Consider the following 23,429-nt stretch of genomic DNA (forward strand, 5'->3'; position numbering starts at 1 on the left):
TAGGCCATGGATTCCGCACCTTCCTCCCCCATCCTCACGGCCTGCGCCCTGGTCCCTTCTCCTTCGCTTCCCTCAGTGTCACCCCGCGCCCTGCAACTGGTCCAGACACTGGTCCGCATGAACACGGTCAGCCACAACTCGAACCTGGCTCTGATCCATTTCGTGCGCGACGAGTTGCAAAAACTTGGCGTGGCCAGCCGCATCACCACCAATTCCGACAAAACCAAGGCCAACCTCTTTGCCACGCTGGGCGAAGGCAAACCGGCCGGCATCATCCTGTCGGGCCACACCGACACGGTGCCCTGGGATGGCCAGGACTGGACGCTGGACCCGCTGTCGGCCACGGTCAGTGACGGCCGGCTGTATGGCCGCGGCAGCTGCGACATGAAGGGTTTTATCGGCCTGGCGCTGGCCCACGCCGGTGATTTTCTGAACAGCCAGGCGCCGTTTGCAGTGCACCTGGCGCTCAGCTACGACGAGGAAGTCGGCTGCATGGGCGTGAAGGAGCTGATTGCCGACATGAAGGACGCGGGCATCAAGCCGCTCGCCTGCATCGTGGGCGAACCGACGAGCATGGTGCCGGCCACCGCGCACAAGGGCGTGTACCGCTACAAATGCTGCGTGCGCGGCAAGGAGGCGCACTCCTCGCTCACGCCGCAATCCGTCAACGCCATCGAGATGGCGGCGCGTGTCGTCGGCAAACTGCGCGACATGGCCGACGGCTTTGAAGCGAACGAGCCGCGTTACGAAGGCTTCGACGTGCCCTTCAGCACCGCCAGCGTCGGCCAGTTCCACGGCGGTATTGCCGACAACGTGGTGCCGCGCGACGCGGAGTTCCGCTACGAGTTCCGCAATCTGCCCACGGCGGATGCGGTTTTAATGCAAAAAGAGCTTCTAGACTATGCGGAACGGGCGCAACCAGCTATGAAAAAGATAGCACCTGACGCCGGCTTCAGCTTTGAGACGATTTGTGAAGTACCGGCCTTCCTCGGCTCCTCCGGCGACGCGGTGACCCAACTGGCGCAGCGCCTGGCCGGCACGAAAGAGACCACGCTGGTCGCTTTCGGCACTGAAGCAGGCCTGTTCAAGAACGCCGGCATTCCCACGGTGGTGTGCGGGCCCGGCAGCATCAACCAGGCGCACCAGCCGGACGAATTTGTGAGCCTGGAACAGCTCGCGCGCTGCGAGGATTTCATGCGCGGGTTGGTCGCTACGCGGCAAATTGCCTGATCGAACGGACTTCGCTAGTGGGCGGGTTTTCGCGCGGGCCACCGTGGAACCGGCTTTGCCGGGCCGCCAGTGGCGCCCCCCCTTGGGGGGAGGCGGCCGCAGGCCGCTTCGGGGGGGAGTCAGTACTTCAAGTCCTGATCCGGCCGTCGCCCGTCAGCATCGACATCTCCACAAAGTGGGACGCCACGTGGTCGGTCGGCGAGAACGACACGGAAAACCCGCCAAACGATTGGGTGCCAATGGCTTCCAGGCCGGAAATCAGCGACTCACGGGTCATCTTGGCGCCGCCGCGCTTGAGGCCGTCCACCAGAATCCTGGCGGCCACATAGCCTTCCATGCTCGAGAAATTAACCTTTGCGTCCTTGCCGGCCGCCTTCACTGCTTCGGTGAACTCGCGCACAATCGGCCGCGCTCCGTTGTAGGGCGAAGGCATGACCTGCGATACCACCACACCCGCGCCATCCTTGCCCAGCTCGTCGGCCAGCGCCTGCGTGCCGACAAACGACACGTTGTAGAACGTGCCGCCGTAGCCGGCCTTGCGGGCTTCGCGAATGAAGGCGGCGCAGGCTTTGTAAGCACCGATCTGCACCACCGCATCGGGGCCCGCGGCCACCAGCGTGGTGACGGCCTTGGCCACGTCCACCGTGTTGCGCTCCACCGTCGCCTGCGCCACCGGCTTCAGGTTCTGCGCACCCAGGGCCAGCGTGACACCGTCCAGCCCGGCCTTGCCGTAGGCATCGTTCTGGTAGAACACGGCTATTTTCTTCAGCCCCAGGGCGGTCAGCTGTTTGACGATCAGGCCGGTTTCGTCGTTGTAGGACGCGCGCACATGGAAGACATTTTTGTTGAAAGGTTCACGCAAAGCCATGGCACCGGTGAACGGCGCGATGAACGGGACTTTGTCCTTGATGGCCAGCGGCAGGGCAGCGATGCTGGTGGGGGTGCCGATGTAGCCGAACAGCGCAAACACCTCGTCGTCGATCAGCTTGCGGGTGTTTTCAGCGCAGCGGGCGGGTTCATAGCCGTCGTCGAGGTTGCGGATTTCAATCAGGCGCTTGTTGACGCCGCCCTGTTCGTTGACCTGGTCGAAGTACACCTTCGCGCCCTGGTAGAACTGGATGCCCAGCTGCGCAGCCGGGCCGGTGAAAGGGGCCGACTGGCCGAGGATGATCTTGTCATTCTGTGCGTGGGCCAGGTTGAAGCCGGCGAGCATGGACGCGCCTGCGACGACAGAGAACTTTCTGCGGGTGAGTGTGGGGGTAGATGTGGTTATGGAGGTCATTGCCTGATTTTCGCAACACACCTTACAGTTTGGTTACCCGTGAGGTAACAGAAGGCAACCTCGTGACATCAATCACCGTTTAGGGGTGGTATTTAGCCTCGCCAGCGTTGTTTTAGGCCCTAAATTCAGGAAACTGCCAGCTTTTGCAGACAGTTGACCCGTATCTTGCCTATTCTCGCACCCGTCCGGTCGCATCAATCAAACTGAGCTCCACCAGCTTGGAGCCCACGCGGTCCCCGTCAAAGTGCACCCGAAAACCACCCAGGCTCAGTTCCTGCATGGTGTCCAGCGCCTTGCGCAGCTTGACGCGGGTCGGGTCCTTGCCGGCCTTGCGCAGTGCTTCAACATAGGTCCAGGCCGCGATATAGCCTTCAAGCATGTAGACGTTGGGTTTGCCCAGTTTGGCCGCCGCAGCGTCGGTCTGCAGTTCACGGACCAGCACGCTCTTGGCGTTGTCTGATTTGGGCGTGACGCGCACCACCACCACACCCGCGCCAGCTGCGCCGAGCTGCTCGGCCAGCAGGCTTTCGCCAGTGCTTGAAAAGCCGTAGATGGGCCCGCGAAATCCTTTGGCGCGCAGGTCGCGTATCGCGCTGGCGGCGCCGGAAGCGTCGCTGATCACCAGCACCGACTCGGGCTTTTTGCCCAGCACCTGGTCAACGCTCGTGGCCACACTGCCGCCCGAGAGGGCCGACTTGGCCACCAGGTTGGCGCCCAGGCCGCCCATGGTGCGCTCGGCGGAGTCCAGCGCCGCCATCGACTCGGCATCCTTGCCGTGCAGGATGGCCAGCTTGCGCATGCCCAGGGTTTCAGCGTGCCGCGTGATCATGGCGGCTTCTTCCGAATAACCGGGCCGGACCGAATACACGTTGGGATAGAGCGAGCCGCGCAACTCGTCGGCGCCGGCCATGGGGGCGAACAGCAAAATGTCGGTGTCTTTCAACAGCGGGTTGACGGCCGTGACCTGTGGCGAGCCGTAGTAGCCGAACAGCGAAAACACCTTTAGGTCCAGCAGCTTGCGGGTGTTGGCCGCGGCGGTCTCGGGGTTGCCCGCATCGTCCAGCGTCGTCAGCTCGATCTTGCGGCCGTTGACGCCGCCGCCGGCATTGACGTGGTCAAAGTAAAGACGCGCGCCCTGGGCAAACGGCACAGCCAGCGTGCTGCCGGGCCCCGTCATGGCCAGGGACTGCCCCAGCGTTACTGCGGTTTTGCTGATGCCATCTTCGGCATAGACCCCCGGCGCCATCAGGGCGGTCAGTGCCGCTACCATGGTGATCCTGGCCAATACGCGGAATGAGCACATTCCTGTTTTTGTTGTTGTCATGTTGTCTCCTCATCCCCGGGGGCCGGTATGGCTGCCAATATAAAGTTGAACCATGAGCAATACCATCAGCATCTCCCCTAGGACCGAGGCGAAACCTGACACCGGGCTGAAGCCTGGCGCCGTGCAGGTGCTGGGCGCCTGCCCTCACGACTGCCCCGACACCTGCTCATTGCTGACCACGGTGGAAGGCGGCGTGGCCACCCGCGTGCAGGGCAACCCGGACCACCCGCATACCGGCGGCGTGCTGTGCAACAAGGTGTCGCGTTACACCGAACGCACCTACCATCCGGAGCGCTTGCTGAGCCCGCTCAAGCGCAGCGGCCCGAAAGGCAGCGGACAGTTCGAGCCGGTAAGCTGGGAAGCGGCGCTGGCTGACATTGCGGTGCGCCTCAAGCCCATCGCCGCACGCAATCCTGAAGCCATCGTGCCCTACAGCTACGCCGGCACCATGGGCCAGGTGCAGGGCGAAAGCATGGCCGGGCGCTTCTTTCATCAGCTGGGGGCTTCGTTGCTGGACCGTACCATCTGCGCTTCGGCGGGCAGCGAAGGCCTGACGCAAACGCTGGGCGGCAAGGTCGGCATGCGGGTGGAGTTTTTTGCCGAATCGAAGCTCATCATCATCTGGGGCAGCAACTCCATCGGCAGCAACCTGCACTTCTGGCGTTACGCACAGCAGGCCAAAAGAGACGGCGCAAAACTTGTCTGCATCGACCCGCGCAAAAGCGAAACCGCTGAAAAATGCCATGAGCACATCGCGGTGCTGCCCGGCACCGACGCGGCGCTGGCGCTGGCGCTGATGCATGAGTTGATCACCCACGACTGGCTCGACCACGACTACATCGCGCAGCACACGCTGGGCTGGCAAAGCCCGGACGGCGGGCTGCGCGAACGCGCGCTGCAGTGGCCGCCTGAACGCGCAGCACAGGTGTGCGGCGTGCCCGTGGAACAGATTCGCTCGCTGGCGCGCGATTATGGCGAATGCTTTGTCAAAAAGCAGCCCGCTGCGATCCGGCTGAACTACGGCATGCAGCGCGTGCACGGCGGAGGCAATGCGGCGCGCGCAGTCGCCTGTCTGCCGGCGCTGACGGGCGCATGGCGGCACCGGGCCGGCGGCGTGCTGCTCAGCAGCTCGGGCCTGTTCCCGGTCGACAAAGCCGCCCTGCAGCGGCCCGACCTGCTGCAGGGCCGCCAGCCGCGCACCATCAACATGAGCACTATCGGCAATGCCCTGCTGGAACCCGCGTCGCCGCAGTTCGGCCCGAAGATCGAGGCGCTGATCGTCTACAACAGCAACCCGGTGGCAGTGGCGCCGGAATCCGGAAAAGTGGTTCAGGGCTTCGCGCGTGAAGACCTCTTCACTGTGGTGCTTGAGCACTTCCAGACCGACACGGCCGACTACGCCGACTACATCCTGCCGGCCACCACGCAGCTGGAGCACTGGGATGTGCATGCCTCCTACGGTCACACCGACGCGCTGCTGAACCGCCCCGCCGTCGCACCGATGGGCCAGGCCAAACCCAATACGCAGATTTTTCGCGAACTGGCTGCCCACATGGGTTTTACCGACCCCTGTTTTGCCGAGAGCGACGAGTCGCTGTGCCGCGCGGCCTATGGCGACAAGGTGGATTTCCAGCAGCTGCAGGACAAAGGTTTTTCCACCCTCAAACTGCCCGATGCGCCGTTTTCCGAAGGCGGCTTTCCCACCGCTTCGGGGCGCTGCGAATTCTTCAGTGCGCGGCTGGCGGCCACGGGGGCCGACGGCCTGCCCGGCCATGTGCCCAACCATGAAGCGGCCGGCACGTCCGACCGGTTCCCGCTGGCCATGATCTCGCCGCCGGCGCGCAACTTCCTCAACTCCAGCTTCGTCAATGTCAAAAGCCTGCGCGACATCGAAACCGAGCCGGTGCTGGAAATGCATGCCGATGATGCCTTGCCGCGCGGCATCACCACGGGCGCCATCGTCAAGGTGTTCAACCAGCGCGGTGAATACCGGGTCAAGGCGGAAGTCTCCACGCGGGCGCGGCCCGGCGTGGTCAACGGCCTGGGCATCTGGTGGCGCAAGCTGGGCCTGGACGGCACCAACGTGAACCAGCTCACCAGCCAGCACCTGACAGACATGGGCCGCGGCCCCGTTTTTTACGATTGCCTGGTGCAGGTGCAGCGCGACGCTGAGACAGCCTGAGGCACAGTGACCCGCACGCGCACCAAGACACTGACCGGCCTGGCCGCCGCGCTGGCCGCTGCCGCGCTGTGCCTTACGGGGTGCGCCGACCTGGGTTATTACTGGCAGTCCGTCAGCGGGCACATGCAGATGCTCAACGCGGCCCGGCCGGTGGATGACTGGCTCGGTGATGCGCAAACATCGGCCTCATTGAAAAACCGGCTGGAACTGTCGCAGCGCATCCGCAGCTTTGCGGTGGCCGAGCTGAAACTGCCCGACAACGCCAGTTACCGCCGCTATGCCGACTTGCGCCGCAGCGCCGTGGTCTGGAACGTGGTGGCGGCGCCGGCGTTTTCGCTCACGCTCAAAACCTGGTGCTTCCCGGTCACAGGCTGTGTCGGCTACCGCGGCTACTTCAATGAGGCCGAGGCGCGCGCCGAAGCGGCGCGGCTCAAGGCGGAAGGCCTGGAAGCCAGCGTTTACGGCGTGCCCGCCTATTCCACCCTGGGCTGGATGAACTGGGCCGGTGGCGACCCTTTGCTCAACACCTTCATCGGCTACCCGGAAGGCGAACTGGCGCGGCTGATCTTCCATGAACTGTCGCACCAGGTGGTGTATGTGCCGGGTGACACGATGTTCAATGAATCGTTTGCCACTGCGGTCGAGCGCCTGGGCAGCGAGCGCTGGCTGGCCACGCAGGCCGGTGACGACGCGCGCAGGGCCTACGCCGTATTTGACGGCCGGCGCCGGCAGTTCCGCGCGCTGGCACTGGCCACGCGCCGGGAACTGACCGAAATTTATGATCAAAATGATGCCACAGCCCAATCAGGACGAGCGCAAGCAGCTAGCAAAATGATAGCGTACCAGCGCTTTCGCGACGCCTATGCCGAACTCAAGGCATCATGGGGCGGCTTTGCCGGCTATGACCTGTGGGTGGCGAACGCCAACAATGCCTCGTTTGGCGCACAGGCTGCGTACGACGACCTGGTGCCGGGCTTTGAAGCATTGTTCGAACACGAGGGCCGTGACTGGCAACGGTTTTATGATGCAGTCAAAAAGCTGGCCCGGCTACCCAAGGATGAACGGCGCAAGGCACTTGAACACAACATGGTGAACCTTGCGCAGGCACACAGTCACCCACGCAAGGCCGGACAGACCAAAGAGTAGTTCAACCTGGGCAGCGTCCCAGCACATCCGGCGAGGGGCGTATCTACAGGCTTACACGCACATGATCGTGAGGCGGTGTCCCTGATGTTCCGTATGTTCGACGACTTTCCAGCCGAGCCGGGCATACAGGGCTTCGCTGTTCGGCGTAAACAGGTAGACCTTGTCTTTGCCCATGCCGGCGGCCTCCCGAACCACATGCCGGACCAGCGCCGACCCTATCCCCTCGTTCCTGTGCTCGGGCGCTACATAAACACTGGACAGCCAGGGAGACAAGTGGGAATGGGTAATCGTTTTTGGCAGCAAGCTCGCCGACCCCAGAAGCCGGCCTTCGCAAACCGCCACAAAGGTCATCGGCAACGCGCCCTTCTGCGCGGATGCCTTCAGCCTTTGCTCGCGCTGCTCAACCGTAACCGATGTATTGAGATAGCCGAATTGCGCCTGGTGCCACGCGGCCAGCGCCGCGAGATGCTGCGGGTAGTCGGCAAGATGGCCAATGCACACAGGAGATGCTGCGTGCCTCATGCCAGTTGAACCCAGGCAGCAACAGACATGGGCGGCACGGTCACGGTGTGCTCGCCCCGGCCCGCCAATTCGCGGGCCAGCAACGCGTCGACGTCGTGGTGATCCGCATCGGCACGCCCAAGCTTGCGGGCCATGGGAGTGACCGACCTGACGGCTTCCAGGGGCAGTTCAATCGAACGGGCGCCATACTGGGGAGGCGCTGAAGTCTGTACATGCACACTGCCGTAACGCATCAAAATACTCGGCAGCCTCGCGGCCATGTAGGGGTTGATGCCCGCGTCCAGCATGACGTCGCCTATGAACACAATGGCCTGATGTGTTTGCGGCGAAGCCGGCGGCCAAACGCTGCTGTGTACACCGCGGAAAAAATCCATTTCCAGAAACGCCAGCGTCCCTCCCGGTCGAACCCATTTCGCCACCCGTGCAACGGCGGCCTCGGGACTTGCGACATACAGCAGGAAGTACCGGCCAACAATGGCGTCAAACGTCCCGACCGGCTCAAAGTTGTCAAGCTCAGCCAAAACAAACTTCACGTTCCGAAAACCCGCGTTAGCGACGCGCAACGCGGCAGCGTCAAGCTGGGCCTGGTCCCGGTCTATTGCCACCACTTCGCCGCCGGGCCCCACACGGCTCGCCAACAACAAGGTCACGTCGCCGCTTCCGCAGCCCAACTCCAGAACCTGCGACTCGGGTTTGACACCGGCCCCTGCCAACATGTTCTCGGTAAGCGGCAATATCGCCAGCGCCTGCATTTTCAATCTGTCGCGCTCTTTTTTACTGCTGTGCAGCGGATAGTTTTTCATTCTTCAGGGAACCTGTATTGCTTGGCGGGAGGGCAGTATCCAACCCATACCAGGCGCAGAACAGTGTGTGAACTACGGTATCCGAAGATACAACCACGGTAAGCCGTACCGTAGGTAAGCTGGACCATGACCCAGCTAAAAGAGCCCGTATTGCGCGGCCCGGTGCGCTGCTTCAGCCCGCGTCTTGCTGCCCAGGGCCTTCAGGGCAGCGCCCACATGCATTTCAACCGTACGCGGGCTCAAGGACAGCGTGCGTGCGATCTGCTTGTCGGTCTGCCCTTGCGCTACCTGCCTCAGCACATCGGTTTGACGCACCGTCAGCCGGAAAGGCTGGGCAGGTGCCGCGGCGCCTTCACCGCCCGCGAGGAAATCAAGCACGGTGGTGCGCACCCCGGGCCACGCAGGCTCCTCAGCCAAAGGAATGTTGTTGTGCGACTCAACGGGAACAAAGCGTGAGGCAGGAATGAGTGCTGCCAGCCTCTGGCCCTCGTCCATCGGGTACAAGATGTCGTGGCGGGCATGCATCACCAGGCAAGGAGCGTCGATCCGCTTCGCGCTTTCGCTGAGGTCCAGATCGTAAAACGCGAGGACGCTCTGTGCAGCGATGGCGCCGTTCATGCGCTGGCTGACGATTCGGTCATGGGCTTCAAGCTGCTCAGCCGAAGCTTCCGGAAGAAATTGCGCGGTGAATATGCGCCGGAAAGACACCGCAAACTCGCTTCGCCCATCCAGTCCGGATTCATATACCTGCAACGCCGCCATGGCATCGGCGCGTTGCGCAGCAGTCAATTCGCGCCGCAAACGTCCACGAACCGCTCCGCCATAAATCATCAGGCGTGTCAGCCGGTCGGTATGGCGCGCCGCATACTCGATTGCGGCATACGACCCGGTACACACCGCCGCCATGGAAAAGCGCGTCAGACCCGCTGCATTGACGACCGCCTCGATGTCTTCCACCCAGGCATCGAGCGACATGCGTTCAGGCCTGCGCTCCGAAAGCCCACACCCCCGCATGTCCAGCCTGACCACAGTGTGGCGAGCGGCCAGCGCGTCCATCCAATGCTTGCTCGCGGGTCCAGGTAACGCCAGGTCGTTGTCGGTGTATTGCAGGGTGACCCATACCACGGGCGGCCCACTGCCGGTTGCAGTGAAGGCAATGGTCGTTCCGTCGGCGCTTTTGCAAAAATGAATGGGATGCGGATTCTTCAAAGGAGGGGACCGTTACAAAAACGTGCCTGACAAACACTGTCCGCCCCGTTTGACGAGGTTCTTTGCGCCAGATGCCGGGCACGGCAAAGGGGAGGTGCACTACTAAGCTAAGGCCAAGTATCACACCACAAGGCCGCATGATGAATGGGAGCGAAAGCGGTGCTCCAGCTTCGAAATACGGCCTGAACGTGAAGGCCGTACCTCGCAAGCGTTTTATGATGCAGCGAAGCGACTCGCCAGGCTGCCCAGGGCGGAGCGACTGAAAGCCCTGAAACCCCGAAGCCTCTGAACAGGGATGAGGCCCGGTTCAGGTTAGCCGCAGCAACTGCGCACCCAGCGCAGACACCGTTTCAACATCATCGTAGAGCGCATCCCTTCGTTGGGTGATCTGGCTTCTCAACTGCTGCCTGAGCGATTCATCCGCGCAAAGCTGCGCCACCTTGTCCACATAACTTTCGCCCGAACGGGCAATCCACTCGCTCATGCCGGCTTCGCGCAGTATGCCGCTGGCAAAGCGGGAACGCAGGGTATCGCCTTCCCAGGCCACGATGGGTGTTGCCCTTTCCATGGCCTGCATGGTGGTGTTGAAACCGGAAAACCCGATGCTGTCCAGGTACACATCCGCCCGGTCGAGCAAGCCGAAAAAATCCGCCTGGGACTGCCAGGGAATAAACCGCACATGCTCGTCAAAATTCATGCCCGCCGACACAAACGCCTTGCGTAGCCGGGCTTCCAGCATGTCCGACAAAAGCGTCGGCGTGGTGCGGAAAAAAACCAGCTTGCAAGGCGCGCACCGCCTGGCGACCTCCAGCAAAATGGCATCACGATCCGGCGCGTATTTGAATGGCATGCCGGCACACAAAAGGATTTTCTGCCCGGGCAGGATGCCCAATCGGGCAAGGTCAACCGGACCGGGCCGCGTACCAAAAGGTCGGTAGCAGCAGCCCAGCCGGGGCAAGGCCAGAAGCGTCTCGGTGTAATGGCTGGCGGCATCTTCAGGCTCAAAAGCAGCAGCACTGACATAGGCGTCCATGGTGGGAAGGCCCGTGGTGACCGGGTGGCCCCACCCCGCCATCTGCACCCTGGCCAGCTTCATGGAAGCCAGGCGTAGCGAGGTGGTATCCATGCCGATTTCGGGGTAAATCACGGCATCCAGCCGGGCACCTGATATCGCCTTGGCCCAAGCCCCCCAGTCGCCCAACGCATGATGCAGCTGGTTGACGCGCGCCGCCGCCCACTGCGTTTCGGCATCGCGCTGCTCTCCGGTGTGGAACAGATGGATTTCGAATTTCTCCGGGTCGAGGTGCTCCACCCAGCCCCGGACAATGGCATGCCAGACCGAGTGACTGCAGATGTGCGCAGAAACGATGCCGATGCGGCACTTGGCACCGCCAGACCTTGCCGGCGGCGGCAATCCCGCTTTGCCTGCCCATCGCTGCATGAGTTTTACGCAAAGGGCGCCATACTCACTCACCACCTCGCGGTGGTTTCCCGGCACATACGCCAGATAATAGGGTTGCTGAGCACCAACGGCATGGTACGCATTCGGAGGGCGGTGTGCGGTGATCCAGCTTTCAAGCTTGCGGATTTCCTGCCGGAAACTTTTCACACCCTCTGCCGGCTCGTCGGCCGCTTGCGGAACAGCGGGCAACTGCGCCATGGCCAGACCCCAGCGCGCACGCTCAAAGTTGCTGTTCAGCGCAATGGCGGCCTTGTAAGACTCACGTGCCTGCGCAGCACTGCCCTGCCGCATCAGGGCATTGCCCAGCCAGTAATGGGCCTCGGCCTGCCGCCCGTCCCCGGCCAACGTTTGCTGGAGCAGTACCAGAGCCTCGTCCCACTTGTGCTGATCTATGCGCAGCATGGCAAGATTAAACGACGCTGGCGTGAGTTCAGGGTTCAGTTGCAGGGCGCGTGCGAGATGAACAGCGGCCTCGTCCCTGCGGGCCAGGTCCTTCAGCAACCCTCCCAGATTGGCGTGTGCCTCGGCGTATGCAGGCTGCACGGCAACAGCCTGGCGGTAGTGCTCTTCAGCAGCCGGAAAATTCTCGCGCCCCATCCACAGGTTGGCCAGGTGCAAATGGGCTTCGGCGAATTTTGGCTCGAGTACCAAAGCTTCCTGGAGCCACCGGACGGCTTCGTCCTCGCGGCGGCCGGACAGCGCCATCAGCGCGAGCTGAAGCCTTGCTTCCGCATTTTCCGGGTCCATACCCATGGCTCGTTGAAGCGCGGAGCGGGCGGCGCCGTGGCGCCCGAGTGCAGACAAAGCTTTGCCCAGTGCATTTTGAAAGCGGGGATCCGAAGGGGAATTCACGGCGGCCCGCTCAAGAACGGGAAGTGCGGTGGCCGCAGAGCCCGCATCAACGGCGATCAGCCCCTGGACCAGCAGGCCCTCGCTGTGGGCCGGATCGGCGGCAAGAACCTGTGCAGCGGCATCCGCAGCCTGGGCGGTCAGCCCCGCCCTGTACAACTGCCATGGACCGACCGGTTTTCTCGTGTATTTTGAACGCAGCCAATCAAGCATGGGTCGACGGGGAAACCGGGGAATAAAGGAAAAATAAAGTATAGCGCCGCAAGCACGCCCGCATGACACTGTTGTACGCTTCACTTTTGCTCCGCCGGACATGGCATGTCGCAGGCGATATTTCGACCTATAAGACAGGAAAGAGACACTCATGGCAGACATCCACATCACCCGCGAACACGGTATGGGCCTGCCCTCCGCGCGCAAGATCGCCTTCGCATGGGCCGAACAGGCCGAAGAGAAATTCGACATGGAATGCACCTACGAAGAGGGCAAGGACGAAGACCTGGTCAGCTTTACCCGCTCGGGCGTCAGCGGCACGCTGACCGTCACCAAAGACCGTTTCGAACTCCAGGCCAAGCTGGGTTTCCTTCTCGGCGCCTTCAAGGACAGGATTGAAGAGGAAATCGTGAAAAACCTGGACACCCTGATCGCGAAGAAGCCCGCGGCCAAAAAAGCCACCACCAAAAAGAAAGCGGCCTGAGTTTCCAGGCCCGCCCTCGTGAGCTACAACCTCGCCCGGTTTGATCTGGTGTCGGTGCGCCTGGCGGTGGCCTGTGCCCAGACAGGCAGCCTGACAGCCGCAGCACGCGACTCGCACCTGGCGCTGGCAGCCGCCAGCCGGCGCATCCGCGAACTGGAAGACGCATTGGGCGATGTGCTGTTCGAGCGCCATGCGCGCGGCCTGCTGCCCACCGCTGCAGGCCGTGTCTTCGTCAAGCACGGCCTCACGCTGCTGCAGACCATGGAGCAGCTGGGCGGCGAACTGGCCGACCTGCGGCGCGGCATCGCGCGCCACATACGCCTGTGCGCCAGCAGCGCCGCCATCAGCCAGTTTTTGCCGCCGCTGCTGGCACGTTATGGCGAGTTGCACCCGCAGGTGCACATTGACCTGGAAGAGCAGGTGTCGGAAGCCGTGGCGGCTACCTTGCGTGAAGGCCGGGCGGATGTGGCGGTGTTTGTGGAAGGCCCGGACACCGCCGGGCTGGACACGCGGTTGTTCCGCGAAGACGAGCTGGTGCTGATCCTGCCCGCCGGCCACGCGCTGGCAGGCAGCAAGACACCGCTGGCCTTTGTCGATGCGCTCGACGAGGAATGGATCAGCCTGACCGCCGGCGCCGCCATGCTGCAAAAGCAGCAGCAGGCTGCGCTGTCCGCCAACCGGCCGCTGAAACTGCGCATGCAGGTGCGAAGCTTTGACGCCGTGTGCCACATGGTGGCCTCCGGTCTGGGCGTCGCCATCCTCCCCAAAGCCGCCACACTGCCCATGGTCAAAAGCATGAAGCTCGACTGGCGGCCGCTGGCAGACGCATGGGCCCAGCGCCGCCTGCTGACAGCCACCATCGCAGGCCAGCCCGATGCAGGCGTCGCCTCGCTGGTGGACTTCCTGAGCCCTAAAAGCGCCTCGCCTTCGCAAAACGCGAACCCCCGGACCCCAAAGCGCAAATAGACGGAGCCAGCGCGCGGCGGCACACTGCCCGCCATGCCCTCCTCAGAAAAATCCCTTTCGGCTTCTTCAGTTCCTGCCACGCAAAGCCCCCTCGCCGGGCTGAAGGTACTGGAGCTCGGCCAGCTGATTGCCGGGCCCTTTGCCGCCAAGACGCTGGCGGACTTCGGCGCCGACATCATCAAGATCGAAACGCCGGGCGCGGGCGACCCGCTGCGCAAATGGCGTTTGCTAAAGGACGGCACTTCGGTGTGGTGGCAGGTGCAGTCGCGCAACAAGCGCTCGGTGGCGCTGGACTTGAAGAGCCCGGAGGCGCAGGCCATCGTGCGCCAGCTCGCGGCCGACGCCGACGTGCTGATCGAGAACTTCCGCCCCGGCGCCATGGAAGGCTGGGGCCTCGGGCCCGACGAGTTGCTGGCACTGAACCCGCGCCTCATCATGCTGCGCATCAGCGGCTACGGCCAGACCGGCCCCTACCGCGACAAGCCGGGCTTTGGCGTGGTGGCCGAGGCCATGAGCGGCCTGCGCCACCTGACGGCCGAGCCGGGCCGCGTGCCGGTGCGTGTGGGCGTGAGCATCGGTGACACGCTGGCCGCGCTGCACGGCGTGATCGGCATCCTGCTGGCGATGCAGGAACGCCAACGCTCCGGCAAGGGCCAGGTGATCGACGTGGCGCTGTATGAAGCGGTGTTCAACTGCATGGAAAGCCTGCTGCCCGAATACAGCGCCTTTGGCGCAGTGCGCGGCGCGGCCGGCAGCGCCCTGCCCGGCATCGCGCCCAGCAATGCCTATCTGTGCAAAGACGGCGGCTATGCGCTGGTGGCGGGCAACGGCGACAGCATCTTCAAACGGCTGATGGCCACCATGGGCCGCAGCGATCTCGGCAACGACCCGGCGCTGGCTGATAACGCCGGCCGCGTGGCGCGCGTGGAAGAAATCGACGCGGCCATCGGCCAGTGGACCCTGGGCCTCACGGTCGATGAAGTGCTGGCGGAGCTCGACAAGGTCTCGGTGCCCGCGGGCCGCATTTACACCGTGGCCGATATCGCGGCCGACCCGCACTACCTGGCGCGCGGCATGCTCGACGAAGTTCAGATGGACGACGGAAGCACGCTGGCAGTGCCCGGCATCGTGCCCAAACTCTCGCGCACACCGGGCGGCCACCGTCGCAATGCGCCGCAGGTGGGGCAGGACACCGTTGCGGTGCTGCGCGAGATCGGACTTTCAACCGAACAGATTCAGGCGCTAAAGGACAAGGGCATCGTGGCCGGGAAGGACGTCAGCGCATGAACACCGCAAAACGAATTTACTTTAATGAGGTCGCTACGCGCGACGGCTTCCAGATCGAACCCTCTTTCATTTCCACCGATGACAAGGTCGCGCTCGTCGATGCCCTCAGCGAATGCGGCTACGCCAAGATTGAAGTGACATCGTTTACCTCGCCCAAGGCCATTCCCATGCTGCGCGACGCCGAAGAGGTGATGGGCCGCATACGCCGCGTGCCCGGCGTGGAATACACCGCGCTGGTGCCCAACCTGCGCGGGGCGGAGCGAGCGCTGGAGTCGCGGGCCGACGAACTCAACCTGGTGATGTCGGTATCGGAAACCCACAACCTGGCCAACCTGCGCATGCCTCGCGAGAAAAGCTTTGCCGCACTCTCCGACGTGATCCACCATGTCAATGGCCGCACGCCCATCAATATTTCACTCTCCTGCTGCTTCGGCTGCCCGATGGAAGGCGAGGTACCCGAGGAAGAAGTGCTGCACTGGAGCGACCGCTTTGCCGCCTTCGGCGCAGACCGCGTGCGCGGCCTCACGGTCTGCGACACCACCGGCATGGCCCACCCGGCGCAAGTGAGCCGCATGGTGGAAGCGCTGCAACGGCGCTTTGAAGGCCTGCAACTGACCCTGCACTTTCACAACACACGCGGCATGGGCCTGGCCAATGTGCTGGCCGCCGTGCAGGGCGGCATCACGCGCTTTGACGGCTCCCTGGGCGGCCTGGGCGGTTGCCCTTACGCGCCCGGTGCCAGTGGCAACATCAGCAGTGAAGACGCGGTGCACATGCTGGATGCCATGGGCTACGACACGGGCATGGACATTGAAAAGCTGCTGGCCGTGGCGCGGCAAATGCCCGGCATCGTCGGCCATGAAGTGCCCGGCCAGGTGGCCAAGGCCGGCCGCATCACGGACCTGCATGCACCGCCGCCTTATGTGGCTGAACTAAGAGCGGCCTCAGCGTGATCAAACAATTGGATCATCTGGTGTTAACCACCGCAGACGAAGAGGCCTGTGTGGATTTCTACACCCGCGTGCTGGGCATGACGCTTGAAAGCTTCACGGGGGGCACGCCGTCCGTAGAGCGCAAGGCCTTCAAGTTCGGCCAGCAAAAAATCAACCTGCACGTCAAAGGTAACGAGTTCGAGCCCAAGGCTCACCTGCCGGTGCCGGGGGCGCTGGACCTGTGCTTTCTGGCGAGCATCCCGCTTGCCGACGTAATCACCCGCCTTGAGCGCGAACGCTGGCCTGTGATTGAAGGCCCCGTGCTGCGCACCGGCGCCACACAAAAAATCCGCTCGGTCTATGTGCGCGACCCGGACCTGAATTTGATAGAGATTTCCGAAACGGCCTGAAAAAACGGCAGCCCTTAAAAGCAATCCTAAAACTACAACTGGAGACAAACACCATGACTTTCATTTCCCGCAGAACACTGCTCACCGTGGCCGGGCTCAGCACGGCAGCCTGGCTCAACCCCGTGCGCGCGCAGCTCGCCGGCAAACCGATCACGCTCATCGTGCCCACGGCAGCCGGCGGCACCACCGACATTGCGGCGCGCATGCTGGCCGAGCCCTTGGGCAAGATTTTGCAAACCTCGGTGATCGTGGACAACCGCGGCGGCGGCAACGGCAACATCGCCGGCCAGATGGTGGCGCGCGGCCCGGCCGACGGCACCAGCCTGCTGGTGCAGTACTCAGGCTACCAGTGCATCACGCCGCTGATCCAGCCGGTGCCCGGCTTTGACCCGGCAACCAACCTGAAACCGCTGGGCCATCTGATCGATGCACCGCAACTGCTGGTGGTGCGCGGCAACTTCCCGGCCGACAACTTTGCGGACTTCATCAAGTACGTCAAGGCCAACCCCGGCAAGGTCAACTACGCGTCCAGCGGCAACGGCTCGCTCCAGCATGTGACGACCGAGCTGCTCAAGGACCTGACCAAGACGTTCATGGTGCACATCCCCTATCGCGGCACGGGCCCGGCGCTGAACGACCTGCTGGCCGGCACGGTGGACTTCACCATCACCACGCCACCGCCGCTGCTGCCGCACATCCGCGCGGGCAAGCTCAAAGCCCTGATGGTCACCGGCCGCGCGCGCCTGGCAGCGCAACCCAATGTGCCGACGGCCATTGAGGCCGGCGTGCCGCTGGTAGCGTCATCCTGGTTCGCCGTCTATGGGCCGACGGGACTGTCGGCCGACCTGCAAGGACGCCTCTCGCTGGCGATAAAACAGGTGGTGGAGTCGGAAGGCTTCAGGAAACGCGCCGAAGAGCAAGGCGCGAAATCGGTGGTCATGACCGGCGCCGAGCTGGCCACCCTGGGCGACAACGAGCGCAAGATGTGGGGCCGGATCGTGAAACTGGCGAACATTAAAGCCGACTGAAGTCTTTGACAGCCAGCAAAAAGCGGCACAGTCCCGGCGCAAATTACGCCGGGACTGTGCCGCTTTTCTGTGGAAGAGAGTCTTAGCTCAGATCGGCGATCAAATCGATGTACTGCTGCATCGCATCGTCCTGCGAGGTGCCCTTGAGGTTGTTCCAGGCGTCCCACTTGGCGCGCGCGACCATGTCGCCGAAGCCGGGCTTTTTCTCGGCGTTGTCGCCGATGCTGCCCTGCTTGTAAAGCGCATAAATCTTCAGCAGCGTGGCGTTGTCAGGGCGCTCGCTGAGGTTTTTCGAATCGGCCATGGCTTTGTCGAAGGCGGCTTTCAGGTCTGACATGAAGAATCTCCGTTTTTAGAAGTGGGTCACCAATGAGGTGCTTGGGGTAACTGCCCGGTATCTTAGCTAGGCCGTTCCTTGCAAAATAGGGAACTTACCCCATCCGGGGTAAGTTCGCATCAGTTTTGCATCGGGAGTGCTCATGGTTACACGCGTTACCGCCCAGGCCGCTGGCCGGAAAGTGGCAAAAAACGTCCAGAAGAACGTCAAGCGGGCTGTCTCGGGAACCCTGGGTATTTCGGGGGAGCGCATGAGCAAGGTCGACACGGCCTGGCTGCGCATGGACAACGACGCCAACCTCATGATGATCGTGGGCGTGTGGCAGCTGGCGCCGGGCGTCAAGTACGCCGCCGTCTGCGAACGCATCGAAAACAGCTTGCTGAAGTACGACCGCTTCAGGCAGCGCGTGATGGAAGACGCCGCCGGCGCGACCTGGGTGATGGACCGCAACTTCGACCTGGCCAACCATGTCGTGCAGGAGAAGTTGGCCAAATCGGCCAACCAGGAGCAGGCCCTGCAGGACCGTGTGGCCGTGCTTGCCACCCAGCGCCTCGACCCGAAACGCCCGCTGTGGCAAATCCACCTGATCGAGGACTACACCGGGCCGGACGGCGTGAAGGGCAGCGCAATGATCGTTCGCATCCATCATTGCATCGCGGACGGCATTGCGCTGATCTCTGTGACCATGTCGCTGGTCGATGGCGGCACGCCGCCGCCCGAGCGACGCAAAAAGACTGCGGCGGCCGCCGGCACGGAAGACTGGATTGCCGACACCCTGCTCAAGCCCTTCACCGACATCACCGTGAAAGCGTTGGGCGCCGTGGGCGAAGGCGCGGCGCGTTCGCTGGGCATGCTGGGCGACCCCAAAAAGGGCATGGAAGACGGCATGCACAATTCCATGGACATGGCCAAGGTGCTGATGCAGGTGCTCAAGGATGGCGCCGCGCTGGCTCTGATGCCCGACGACTCCAAAACCCGGCTCAAGGGCAAGCCCGGCGGCGCGAAGAAGGTGGCCTGGTGTCAGCCGATTCCGCTGGACGAGGTCAAGGCCGTCGGCAAGGCGCTCAACTGCTCGATCAACGACGTGCTGCTCAGCTGCGTGGCCGGCGCCTTGGGCGAATACCTGAAAACTTTCGGTGACGATGTGGCAGGCCAGGAGATCCGCGCCATGGTGCCGGTGAATTTGCGGCCGCTGGACCAGGCGCACAAGCTGGGCAACCGCTTCGGCCTGGTGCCGCTGGTGCTGCCCATCGGGGTGGAGAACCCCATCGAGCGCGTCTACGAGGTGCGCAGGCGAATGGCCGCGCTCAAGGGCAGCTACCAGCCGTTGCTGGCTTTCAGCCTGCTGGCGGTGGCGGGCCTTTTGATCAAGCCGGCGCAGGACGTGATGCTCAACCTCTTTGCCAAGAAAACCACGGCGGTCATGACCAACGTGCCGGGCCCGCGCGAAAAACTCAAATTCTGCGGTTCGACGCTGGAGCAAAGCATGTTCTGGGTGCCGCAGTCGGGTGACGTGGGACTGGGCGTGTCCATCTTGAGCTACGGCGGCGGCGTGCAGTTCGGCGTGATCACCGACAGCACCCTGTGCCCGGAACCGCAGCGCATCATCGACGAGTTTGTGCCGGAGTTTGCCAAACTCTCCATCGTCACGCTGATGCTGCCCTGGGGGGAATGAGCGCTCGCTGCGCGTCGCAGCTGCCAGGAGGTTCCGCTCGATTTCTTGAGGATTCCATGGCCTCAGCCCAATAGGGGCGGGCGCAAGTAGCTACTTTTTTAATAGCACACCCCGTGACAACCGCGACGCGCGGAAAGGCCGTCAGCTGGCAAAACGCTGCGAGGCAATGGCCAGCAGTCCGTCGAAGATGAGGCTGTCGACCAGCTCAAACTTCACCGACATGCTGGGCGCCATCTTCCAGCCGGCGCCGCCGGTCATGATGCATTCGGGTGTTTCGCCGCAGTGGCGGGTGACGTTTTCCACCATGCGGTGTATCGCACCGGCAATGGCGAAGGTGCCGCCGCTGGTCAGCGCATCGCTGGTATTGGTGGGAAAGTCGCGCACCTCGCCGGTGGGAACGTGCAGACCGGCCGTGCCGGACTCCAGCGCGCGCAACATGATGCCGTGGCCTGGAAGAATAAAGCCGCCCAGGAATTTACCGGAAGCGTCGATCGCCTCGACCGTCACGGCGGTACCTACCATGACAACCACGCAAGGCTTGTTGACGCCGCGCGCCAGCAGCCGGTGACGCGCACCGATCATGGCCACCCAACGGTCAGCGCCCAACCTGGCCGGATGGTCATAGCCATTGGTGACACCGGCCTCGTGCGGGCTGGAAACGACCCAGTGCGGCGCCACGTCCCAGAGTTCCATCTGCTCAGCCACACGCCGCTTGATGGCGTCGCCGGCAACGATGCAGCCGAGGATGCGCGACGGAGGTTGCATGCCGCCCCACTCTTCTTCGGACAGCTTGTCGATGTTTTCCAGAAACACCGCGCCCTGCGCCAGCAGCTTGGCCCTGGGCACAGGGGCTTCATACTGGGCCCATTTCAGGCGGGTGTTACCCACGTCAAGCGCTAGAAAGGTCATTTGGCGGATTATGAACAGGTTTGAAGCGCACCTGCAGGCGCAGGCCTACAGGTTTTCCAGTAGACGCGGCAAAGAACGCTCAGATCAATCCGAACCAGCACGCGCGCTGGATGGCGGCCAGCTTGTTGTCGACCTTGAGTTTGGTCATGGCATTGGAGAGGTGAAAGTTCACCGTGCGTTCGCTGCAGGCCAGCAACTCGCCGGTCTCGCGTGCCGTCATCCCCTGGAAGGCAAGGCTCAGGCATTCGAGTTCGCGCGGGCTCAGCGGGCTGCGCGCTTCGGCCAGCGCGCGCTTGAGCAGCGGCCAGATGTTGAGGGCCGACCAGGCCAGCAAGGCCGCCTCGCTGCGGTCATGCCACTGGCGCGGGCTGAAGAGGTAGCATTCAAAGGCCCGCCCCACCGTCAACGGAAAGGCGATGCGCACCACGCTTTGGTAACCGTGAGCCAGCCACAGCCGGCGCCAGCGGCTCAGGCTTTCGAAAGCGGTTTTGGAAATATCCTGCCAGGCGACAAGAGGTGCGTCGGAGTCGCGCCACGGGGCGCCGAAGTCCCGGCTCTCTGCCAGGGCCTCGGCGGCATCCAGCAGGCGCGGAGGGTGAATGGCCAGCACCAGCCGGTCCTCCTGCCCCCCGAACGGATCGGGACCCAGCACCATGAGCGCTTCGACCGAGAACTCGCGAAGGGCGCACAGCCAGTCGCTGATGACGCCGTCCAGGCTGACGCTGTCAAAGTTGGCAGGTAACAGCATTAGCTTGACGAGATGAGAACCGGGACAATACAGTCAAATGTCAAATGCATCATCAGTCAGGTTCCCGTTTGTGCTGGAGAAGTTCTTAACGTGAGGAGCGCCCGCTTTCACGCGTGGCTTGCGCGGCGTCCCCTGCTTCAGTGGCTGCGCGAGGAACTGATCCTTGCGCCCCTGGAGCCCATTTTGCATCCATCCCCGCGGCGGCTGTGGTGGCTGGGTCTTTCTTTTTTTTCGGGCAACGCCCTGTTCGCCTGGATCTGGTCGGTCTGGCTGCCGCAGCCCTATGAAAACCTGCCGCTGCGCGTCGTGGCCAGCGTGCTGGGCTACAGCCTGATGACCAAACGCGTCAACCATGACCCGGGAAGCCGGCTGGCGCAACGGGTGTTTGGTGTGGTGTTCTGGCTCGAACTGCCGGTCCTGTTCAGCTGGATGTACCTGTGCAACGGCAGCAATACCGTGTGGCTGGCTACCCTGGCGGCCATGGTGCTGATCTACTACCATGTCACTGACTGGCGCCTGGCGACCCTGGGCACCATCACCGGTGGAGGGCTGGCCTGGGTCATGTTCCTGTACGTGGGGCCGGCAGTTCCCGCCCTGCCGGAAGACCAGCGCACCGTGCATGCCGTGGTATTTGCGTTTGCCTGGTCGATCGCGCTGGTGCTGAACCTTTCCTCGGCCAACCTGCGGCGGGAACAGCTTTCCAGCACGCTCACCACCATCGGCATCATGGCGCACGAGCTGCGCACGCCGCTGTCGACGGCAGCCCTGCTGGGCGATGCGATCCAGCTGGAGGTACAGCGCCAGCCCGACAACCCGCGCGCGCTGCAGCTGGACAAGCTGGCGCTGCGCCTCCACGCACTGGTTCGAAACATGAACCACCAGATCGACACACAGATCGCGAATGCCAAGCTGCTGCAGCTGCCGCGGCATACCGAACACGTCGTGGCCGGCAAATTGGTCCAGGACGTCGTGGCGGCGTATCCCTATCAGTCGAGTCGCCAGAGGGAATGCGTGCGGGTGCTTGTTCACGATGACTTCACCTTCCGTTCTTCCGCCACACAGTTTTCCCAGGTGCTGGACAACCTCATCAAGAACGCGCTGCATTCCCTGATGGCGGCTGACTCGAAATACCCGCACGGCGCCCTGCGCATTGAAGTCGGCAGGACGCAGGCGCGCGGCCGCATCATGGTGACCGATGAGGGCATGGGTATCGACGCTGCCTTGCTGCCGCAGATTTTCAAGCCGTTCTTCTCGAGCAACCGCGGCACGGGGCATGGCTTGGGCCTGGCCTTTTGCCAGCAAGTGGTACAAAGCGCAGGTGGCACCATTCATGTGAAATCAGAGTTCGCCGTGGGAGCTGCTTTTACCATCGAGCTGCCGATTACGGCCTGATACCTTGCACATGATTTGCTTTTGACAACCCGCGCTAGACTGACAACATGTCCTTTGCACTTTACCGCCGTCCCGGAGGCGTGGTTTTCCTGGACGACGACCCGGATTATCTCGAAATGCTCGCGGAAGTCATGCCGCTGGACTGGCATGTACGTCTGTTCCTGCGCCCGGTGGCGTGTATAGACCTGCTGCTCCAGGAGCCGGTGCGCTGGGAAGCTGATGCCTGGCGCCAGCAGGAAATCATCAATCGATGGCGCGAGGGGACGGCCCTGATCCCGCAAATCCTGCAGTACTGGCGGGAAGACGGCACGGCGCGATTTGCGCTCACGCAGGTCTGCGTGGTGGACTATTCCATGCCGGCCATGAGCGGGCTGAGGGTGTTGAGTGAGCTGACCGGCTGGTCGGGTTCGCGCGTTTTGCTGACAGGCCGGGCTGACGAGCAACTTGCCGTGTCGGCCTTCAACCGCGGGCTGATCGAACAATTCATTCCCAAGCAATCTCCGGAGATCCGGCTGCGCCTGACCGATGCGGTGCAGGCGCTGCTGCGGCAGCCCGATCCCCGGCACCAGCAGACCTGGCGGGCGACGCTGTCCCGCGCGCAGCATGCGCTGTTGTGCGAACCATCCGTCGCGCAGGAGCTGGAAAACCTGGCACTGCGGCAAGGCTGGATCGAGCATGTGGTGATTGGTGCGCCCTTCGGTGTGCTGGCCCTTGACCGTAAAGGCAGCGTCAGCTGGTTGCAGCTGGAACCCGCCGGGAACCTGCCAGAGCTTGCCGAAATGGCGGCATCGCAAGGCTGGGATGCCGCGACCGTGAAGGACGTGGCGGCGGGCAGGAAACTCATCGACCTGGAACTGCAGCTGGCGCTGGGCGCCGGCCACAAACCCCAGCCGCGCCAGGCCTTCGCCATCGCTTCCGGTCCGGCCGCGCTTCATGCGGCGCTTTTTGCCGTCGGCGAGCCTTTTAACCCCGGCTTCATGAGCAGCCACGAGCGATTTATTGCCACCTCGGGTGAAAGACACCTGCAGGACTGACCCCG

General features: G+C 63.2%; 21 protein-coding genes. 12 read left to right on the plus strand and 9 right to left on the minus strand.

Annotated features, from left to right (window positions below; genetic code table 11):
• Positions 1-6 precede the first annotated feature (6 nt).
• Positions 7-1,230 carry an acetylornithine deacetylase gene (argE, locus tag AC1D11_RS13255; protein ID WP_477647468.1) on the plus strand — a complete coding sequence of 408 codons (1,224 nt, stop codon included), beginning with the start codon at positions 7-9 and terminating at the stop codon, positions 1,228-1,230.
• Positions 1,231-1,357: 127 nt separating this feature from the next.
• On the opposite strand, the gene AC1D11_RS13260 is transcribed toward argE, so the two are convergent.
• Both AC1D11_RS13260 and AC1D11_RS13265 read right to left on the minus strand, forming a co-directional pair.
• Entirely contained in the window at positions 1,358-2,512 is a 1,155-nt protein-coding gene (locus AC1D11_RS13260; protein WP_477647469.1) for an ABC transporter substrate-binding protein, read from the minus strand.
• A gap of 169 nt (positions 2,513-2,681) precedes the next feature.
• The gene (locus AC1D11_RS13265; protein WP_477647470.1) at positions 2,682-3,836 is read right to left on the minus strand and encodes an ABC transporter substrate-binding protein; all 1,155 of its coding nucleotides are present in this window, start codon (positions 3,834-3,836) and stop codon (positions 2,682-2,684) included.
• A gap of 52 nt (positions 3,837-3,888) precedes the next feature.
• On the opposite strand from AC1D11_RS13265, the gene AC1D11_RS13270 reads away from it, so the two are divergent.
• Both AC1D11_RS13270 and AC1D11_RS13275 read left to right on the plus strand, forming a co-directional pair.
• A complete protein-coding gene (locus AC1D11_RS13270) occupies positions 3,889-6,018 on the plus strand; it encodes a molybdopterin-containing oxidoreductase family protein (protein ID WP_477647471.1) in 2,130 nt (709 codons plus the stop codon).
• 6 nt (positions 6,019-6,024) lie between these two features.
• Positions 6,025-7,164 (plus strand): aminopeptidase, encoded by a 1,140-nt coding sequence (locus AC1D11_RS13275; RefSeq protein WP_477647472.1) that lies wholly within the window; start codon positions 6,025-6,027, stop codon positions 7,162-7,164.
• A gap of 51 nt (positions 7,165-7,215) precedes the next feature.
• On the opposite strand, the gene AC1D11_RS13280 is transcribed toward AC1D11_RS13275, so the two are convergent.
• From AC1D11_RS13280 to AC1D11_RS13295, 4 genes are all read right to left on the minus strand, one after another.
• Entirely contained in the window at positions 7,216-7,686 is a 471-nt protein-coding gene (locus AC1D11_RS13280) for a GNAT family N-acetyltransferase (RefSeq protein ID WP_477647473.1), read from the minus strand.
• Positions 7,683-8,489, minus strand: coding sequence for a methyltransferase domain-containing protein (locus AC1D11_RS13285; RefSeq protein ID WP_477647474.1), 807 nt, complete (start codon positions 8,487-8,489; stop codon positions 7,683-7,685). The genes AC1D11_RS13280 and AC1D11_RS13285 overlap by 4 nt, the downstream gene beginning before the upstream one ends.
• Positions 8,490-8,624: 135 nt before the next feature.
• Positions 8,625-9,698, minus strand: coding sequence for an alpha/beta fold hydrolase (locus AC1D11_RS13290; protein ID WP_477647475.1), 1,074 nt, complete (start codon positions 9,696-9,698; stop codon positions 8,625-8,627).
• A 307-nt stretch (positions 9,699-10,005) separates the two neighbouring features.
• Positions 10,006-12,222 (minus strand): O-linked N-acetylglucosamine transferase, SPINDLY family protein, encoded by a 2,217-nt coding sequence (locus AC1D11_RS13295; protein WP_477647476.1) that lies wholly within the window; start codon positions 12,220-12,222, stop codon positions 10,006-10,008.
• 151 nt (positions 12,223-12,373) lie between these two features.
• Here AC1D11_RS13295 and AC1D11_RS13300 point away from each other — a divergent pair, with 151 nt between their 5' ends.
• From AC1D11_RS13300 to AC1D11_RS13325, 6 genes are read left to right on the plus strand one after another with little or no spacing between them, the layout of a single operon-like run.
• Positions 12,374-12,706: a polyhydroxyalkanoic acid system family protein gene (locus AC1D11_RS13300; RefSeq protein ID WP_477647477.1), complete on the plus strand. Its 333-nt coding sequence runs from the start codon at positions 12,374-12,376 to the stop codon at positions 12,704-12,706.
• Between the two features lie 18 nt (positions 12,707-12,724).
• Positions 12,725-13,672, plus strand: a complete 948-nt coding sequence (locus tag AC1D11_RS13305) for a LysR family transcriptional regulator (protein ID WP_477647478.1) — start codon at positions 12,725-12,727, stop codon at positions 13,670-13,672.
• A 33-nt stretch (positions 13,673-13,705) separates the two neighbouring features.
• Complete coding sequence (locus AC1D11_RS13310; RefSeq protein ID WP_477647479.1) at positions 13,706-14,959, plus strand: CaiB/BaiF CoA transferase family protein; 1,254 nt, start codon at positions 13,706-13,708, stop codon at positions 14,957-14,959.
• On the plus strand, positions 14,956-15,912 hold the full coding sequence (locus AC1D11_RS13315) for a hydroxymethylglutaryl-CoA lyase (protein ID WP_477647480.1): 957 nt from the start codon (positions 14,956-14,958) through the stop codon (positions 15,910-15,912). Before AC1D11_RS13310 ends, AC1D11_RS13315 begins: the two co-directional genes overlap by 4 nt.
• The gene (locus AC1D11_RS13320) at positions 15,909-16,301 is read left to right on the plus strand and encodes a VOC family protein (RefSeq protein ID WP_477647481.1); all 393 of its coding nucleotides are present in this window, start codon (positions 15,909-15,911) and stop codon (positions 16,299-16,301) included. Before AC1D11_RS13315 ends, AC1D11_RS13320 begins: the two co-directional genes overlap by 4 nt.
• 53 nt (positions 16,302-16,354) lie before the next feature.
• Entirely contained in the window at positions 16,355-17,329 is a 975-nt protein-coding gene (locus AC1D11_RS13325) for a Bug family tripartite tricarboxylate transporter substrate binding protein (RefSeq protein ID WP_477647482.1), read from the plus strand.
• Between the two features lie 82 nt (positions 17,330-17,411).
• Here the strand turns inward: AC1D11_RS13325 and AC1D11_RS13330 are convergent, their stop codons facing one another.
• Positions 17,412-17,666 (minus strand): acyl-CoA-binding protein, encoded by a 255-nt coding sequence (locus tag AC1D11_RS13330; RefSeq protein ID WP_457281267.1) that lies wholly within the window; start codon positions 17,664-17,666, stop codon positions 17,412-17,414.
• Between the two features lie 142 nt (positions 17,667-17,808).
• On the opposite strand from AC1D11_RS13330, the gene AC1D11_RS13335 reads away from it, so the two are divergent.
• Complete coding sequence (locus tag AC1D11_RS13335; RefSeq protein ID WP_477647483.1) at positions 17,809-19,341, plus strand: wax ester/triacylglycerol synthase family O-acyltransferase; 1,533 nt, start codon at positions 17,809-17,811, stop codon at positions 19,339-19,341.
• 141 nt (positions 19,342-19,482) lie between these two features.
• Here the strand turns inward: AC1D11_RS13335 and AC1D11_RS13340 are convergent, their stop codons facing one another.
• Together AC1D11_RS13340 and AC1D11_RS13345 are read right to left on the minus strand one after the other, a co-directional pair.
• Positions 19,483-20,250, minus strand: a complete 768-nt coding sequence (locus tag AC1D11_RS13340) for a type III pantothenate kinase (protein ID WP_477647484.1) — start codon at positions 20,248-20,250, stop codon at positions 19,483-19,485.
• 79 nt (positions 20,251-20,329) lie between these two features.
• Positions 20,330-20,998, minus strand: a complete 669-nt coding sequence (locus AC1D11_RS13345) for a helix-turn-helix transcriptional regulator (RefSeq protein ID WP_477647485.1) — start codon at positions 20,996-20,998, stop codon at positions 20,330-20,332.
• Positions 20,999-21,088: 90 nt separating this feature from the next.
• Between AC1D11_RS13345 and AC1D11_RS13350 the strand changes: the two genes are divergently transcribed.
• Positions 21,089-22,390, plus strand: coding sequence for a sensor histidine kinase (locus tag AC1D11_RS13350; RefSeq protein ID WP_477647486.1), 1,302 nt, complete (start codon positions 21,089-21,091; stop codon positions 22,388-22,390).
• A 47-nt stretch (positions 22,391-22,437) separates the two neighbouring features.
• Complete coding sequence (locus tag AC1D11_RS13355; protein WP_477647487.1) at positions 22,438-23,424, plus strand: response regulator; 987 nt, start codon at positions 22,438-22,440, stop codon at positions 23,422-23,424.
• The last annotated feature ends 5 nt before the right edge of the window (positions 23,425-23,429 follow it).

This window comes from Polaromonas sp. P1_E11 (genome assembly GCF_056405995.1).

Coding starts and splice junctions, on each gene's coding strand:
- argE (WP_477647468.1), top strand. CDS start 7: ATGGATTCCGCACCTTCCTCCCCCATCCTCACGGCCTGCGCCCTGGTC.
- AC1D11_RS13260 (WP_477647469.1), bottom strand. CDS start 2,512: ATGACCTCCATAACCACATCTACCCCCACACTCACCCGCAGAAAGTTC.
- AC1D11_RS13265 (WP_477647470.1), bottom strand. CDS start 3,836: ATGACAACAACAAAAACAGGAATGTGCTCATTCCGCGTATTGGCCAGG.
- AC1D11_RS13270 (WP_477647471.1), top strand. CDS start 3,889: ATGAGCAATACCATCAGCATCTCCCCTAGGACCGAGGCGAAACCTGAC.
- AC1D11_RS13280 (WP_477647473.1), bottom strand. CDS start 7,686: ATGAGGCACGCAGCATCTCCTGTGTGCATTGGCCATCTTGCCGACTAC.
- AC1D11_RS13285 (WP_477647474.1), bottom strand. CDS start 8,489: ATGAAAAACTATCCGCTGCACAGCAGTAAAAAAGAGCGCGACAGATTG.
- AC1D11_RS13295 (WP_477647476.1), bottom strand. CDS start 12,222: ATGCTTGATTGGCTGCGTTCAAAATACACGAGAAAACCGGTCGGTCCA.
- AC1D11_RS13300 (WP_477647477.1), top strand. CDS start 12,374: ATGGCAGACATCCACATCACCCGCGAACACGGTATGGGCCTGCCCTCC.
- AC1D11_RS13310 (WP_477647479.1), top strand. CDS start 13,706: ATGCCCTCCTCAGAAAAATCCCTTTCGGCTTCTTCAGTTCCTGCCACG.
- AC1D11_RS13315 (WP_477647480.1), top strand. CDS start 14,956: ATGAACACCGCAAAACGAATTTACTTTAATGAGGTCGCTACGCGCGAC.
- AC1D11_RS13325 (WP_477647482.1), top strand. CDS start 16,355: ATGACTTTCATTTCCCGCAGAACACTGCTCACCGTGGCCGGGCTCAGC.
- AC1D11_RS13330 (WP_457281267.1), bottom strand. CDS start 17,666: ATGTCAGACCTGAAAGCCGCCTTCGACAAAGCCATGGCCGATTCGAAA.
- AC1D11_RS13335 (WP_477647483.1), top strand. CDS start 17,809: ATGGTTACACGCGTTACCGCCCAGGCCGCTGGCCGGAAAGTGGCAAAA.
- AC1D11_RS13340 (WP_477647484.1), bottom strand. CDS start 20,250: ATGACCTTTCTAGCGCTTGACGTGGGTAACACCCGCCTGAAATGGGCC.
- AC1D11_RS13345 (WP_477647485.1), bottom strand. CDS start 20,998: ATGCTGTTACCTGCCAACTTTGACAGCGTCAGCCTGGACGGCGTCATC.
- AC1D11_RS13355 (WP_477647487.1), top strand. CDS start 22,438: ATGTCCTTTGCACTTTACCGCCGTCCCGGAGGCGTGGTTTTCCTGGAC.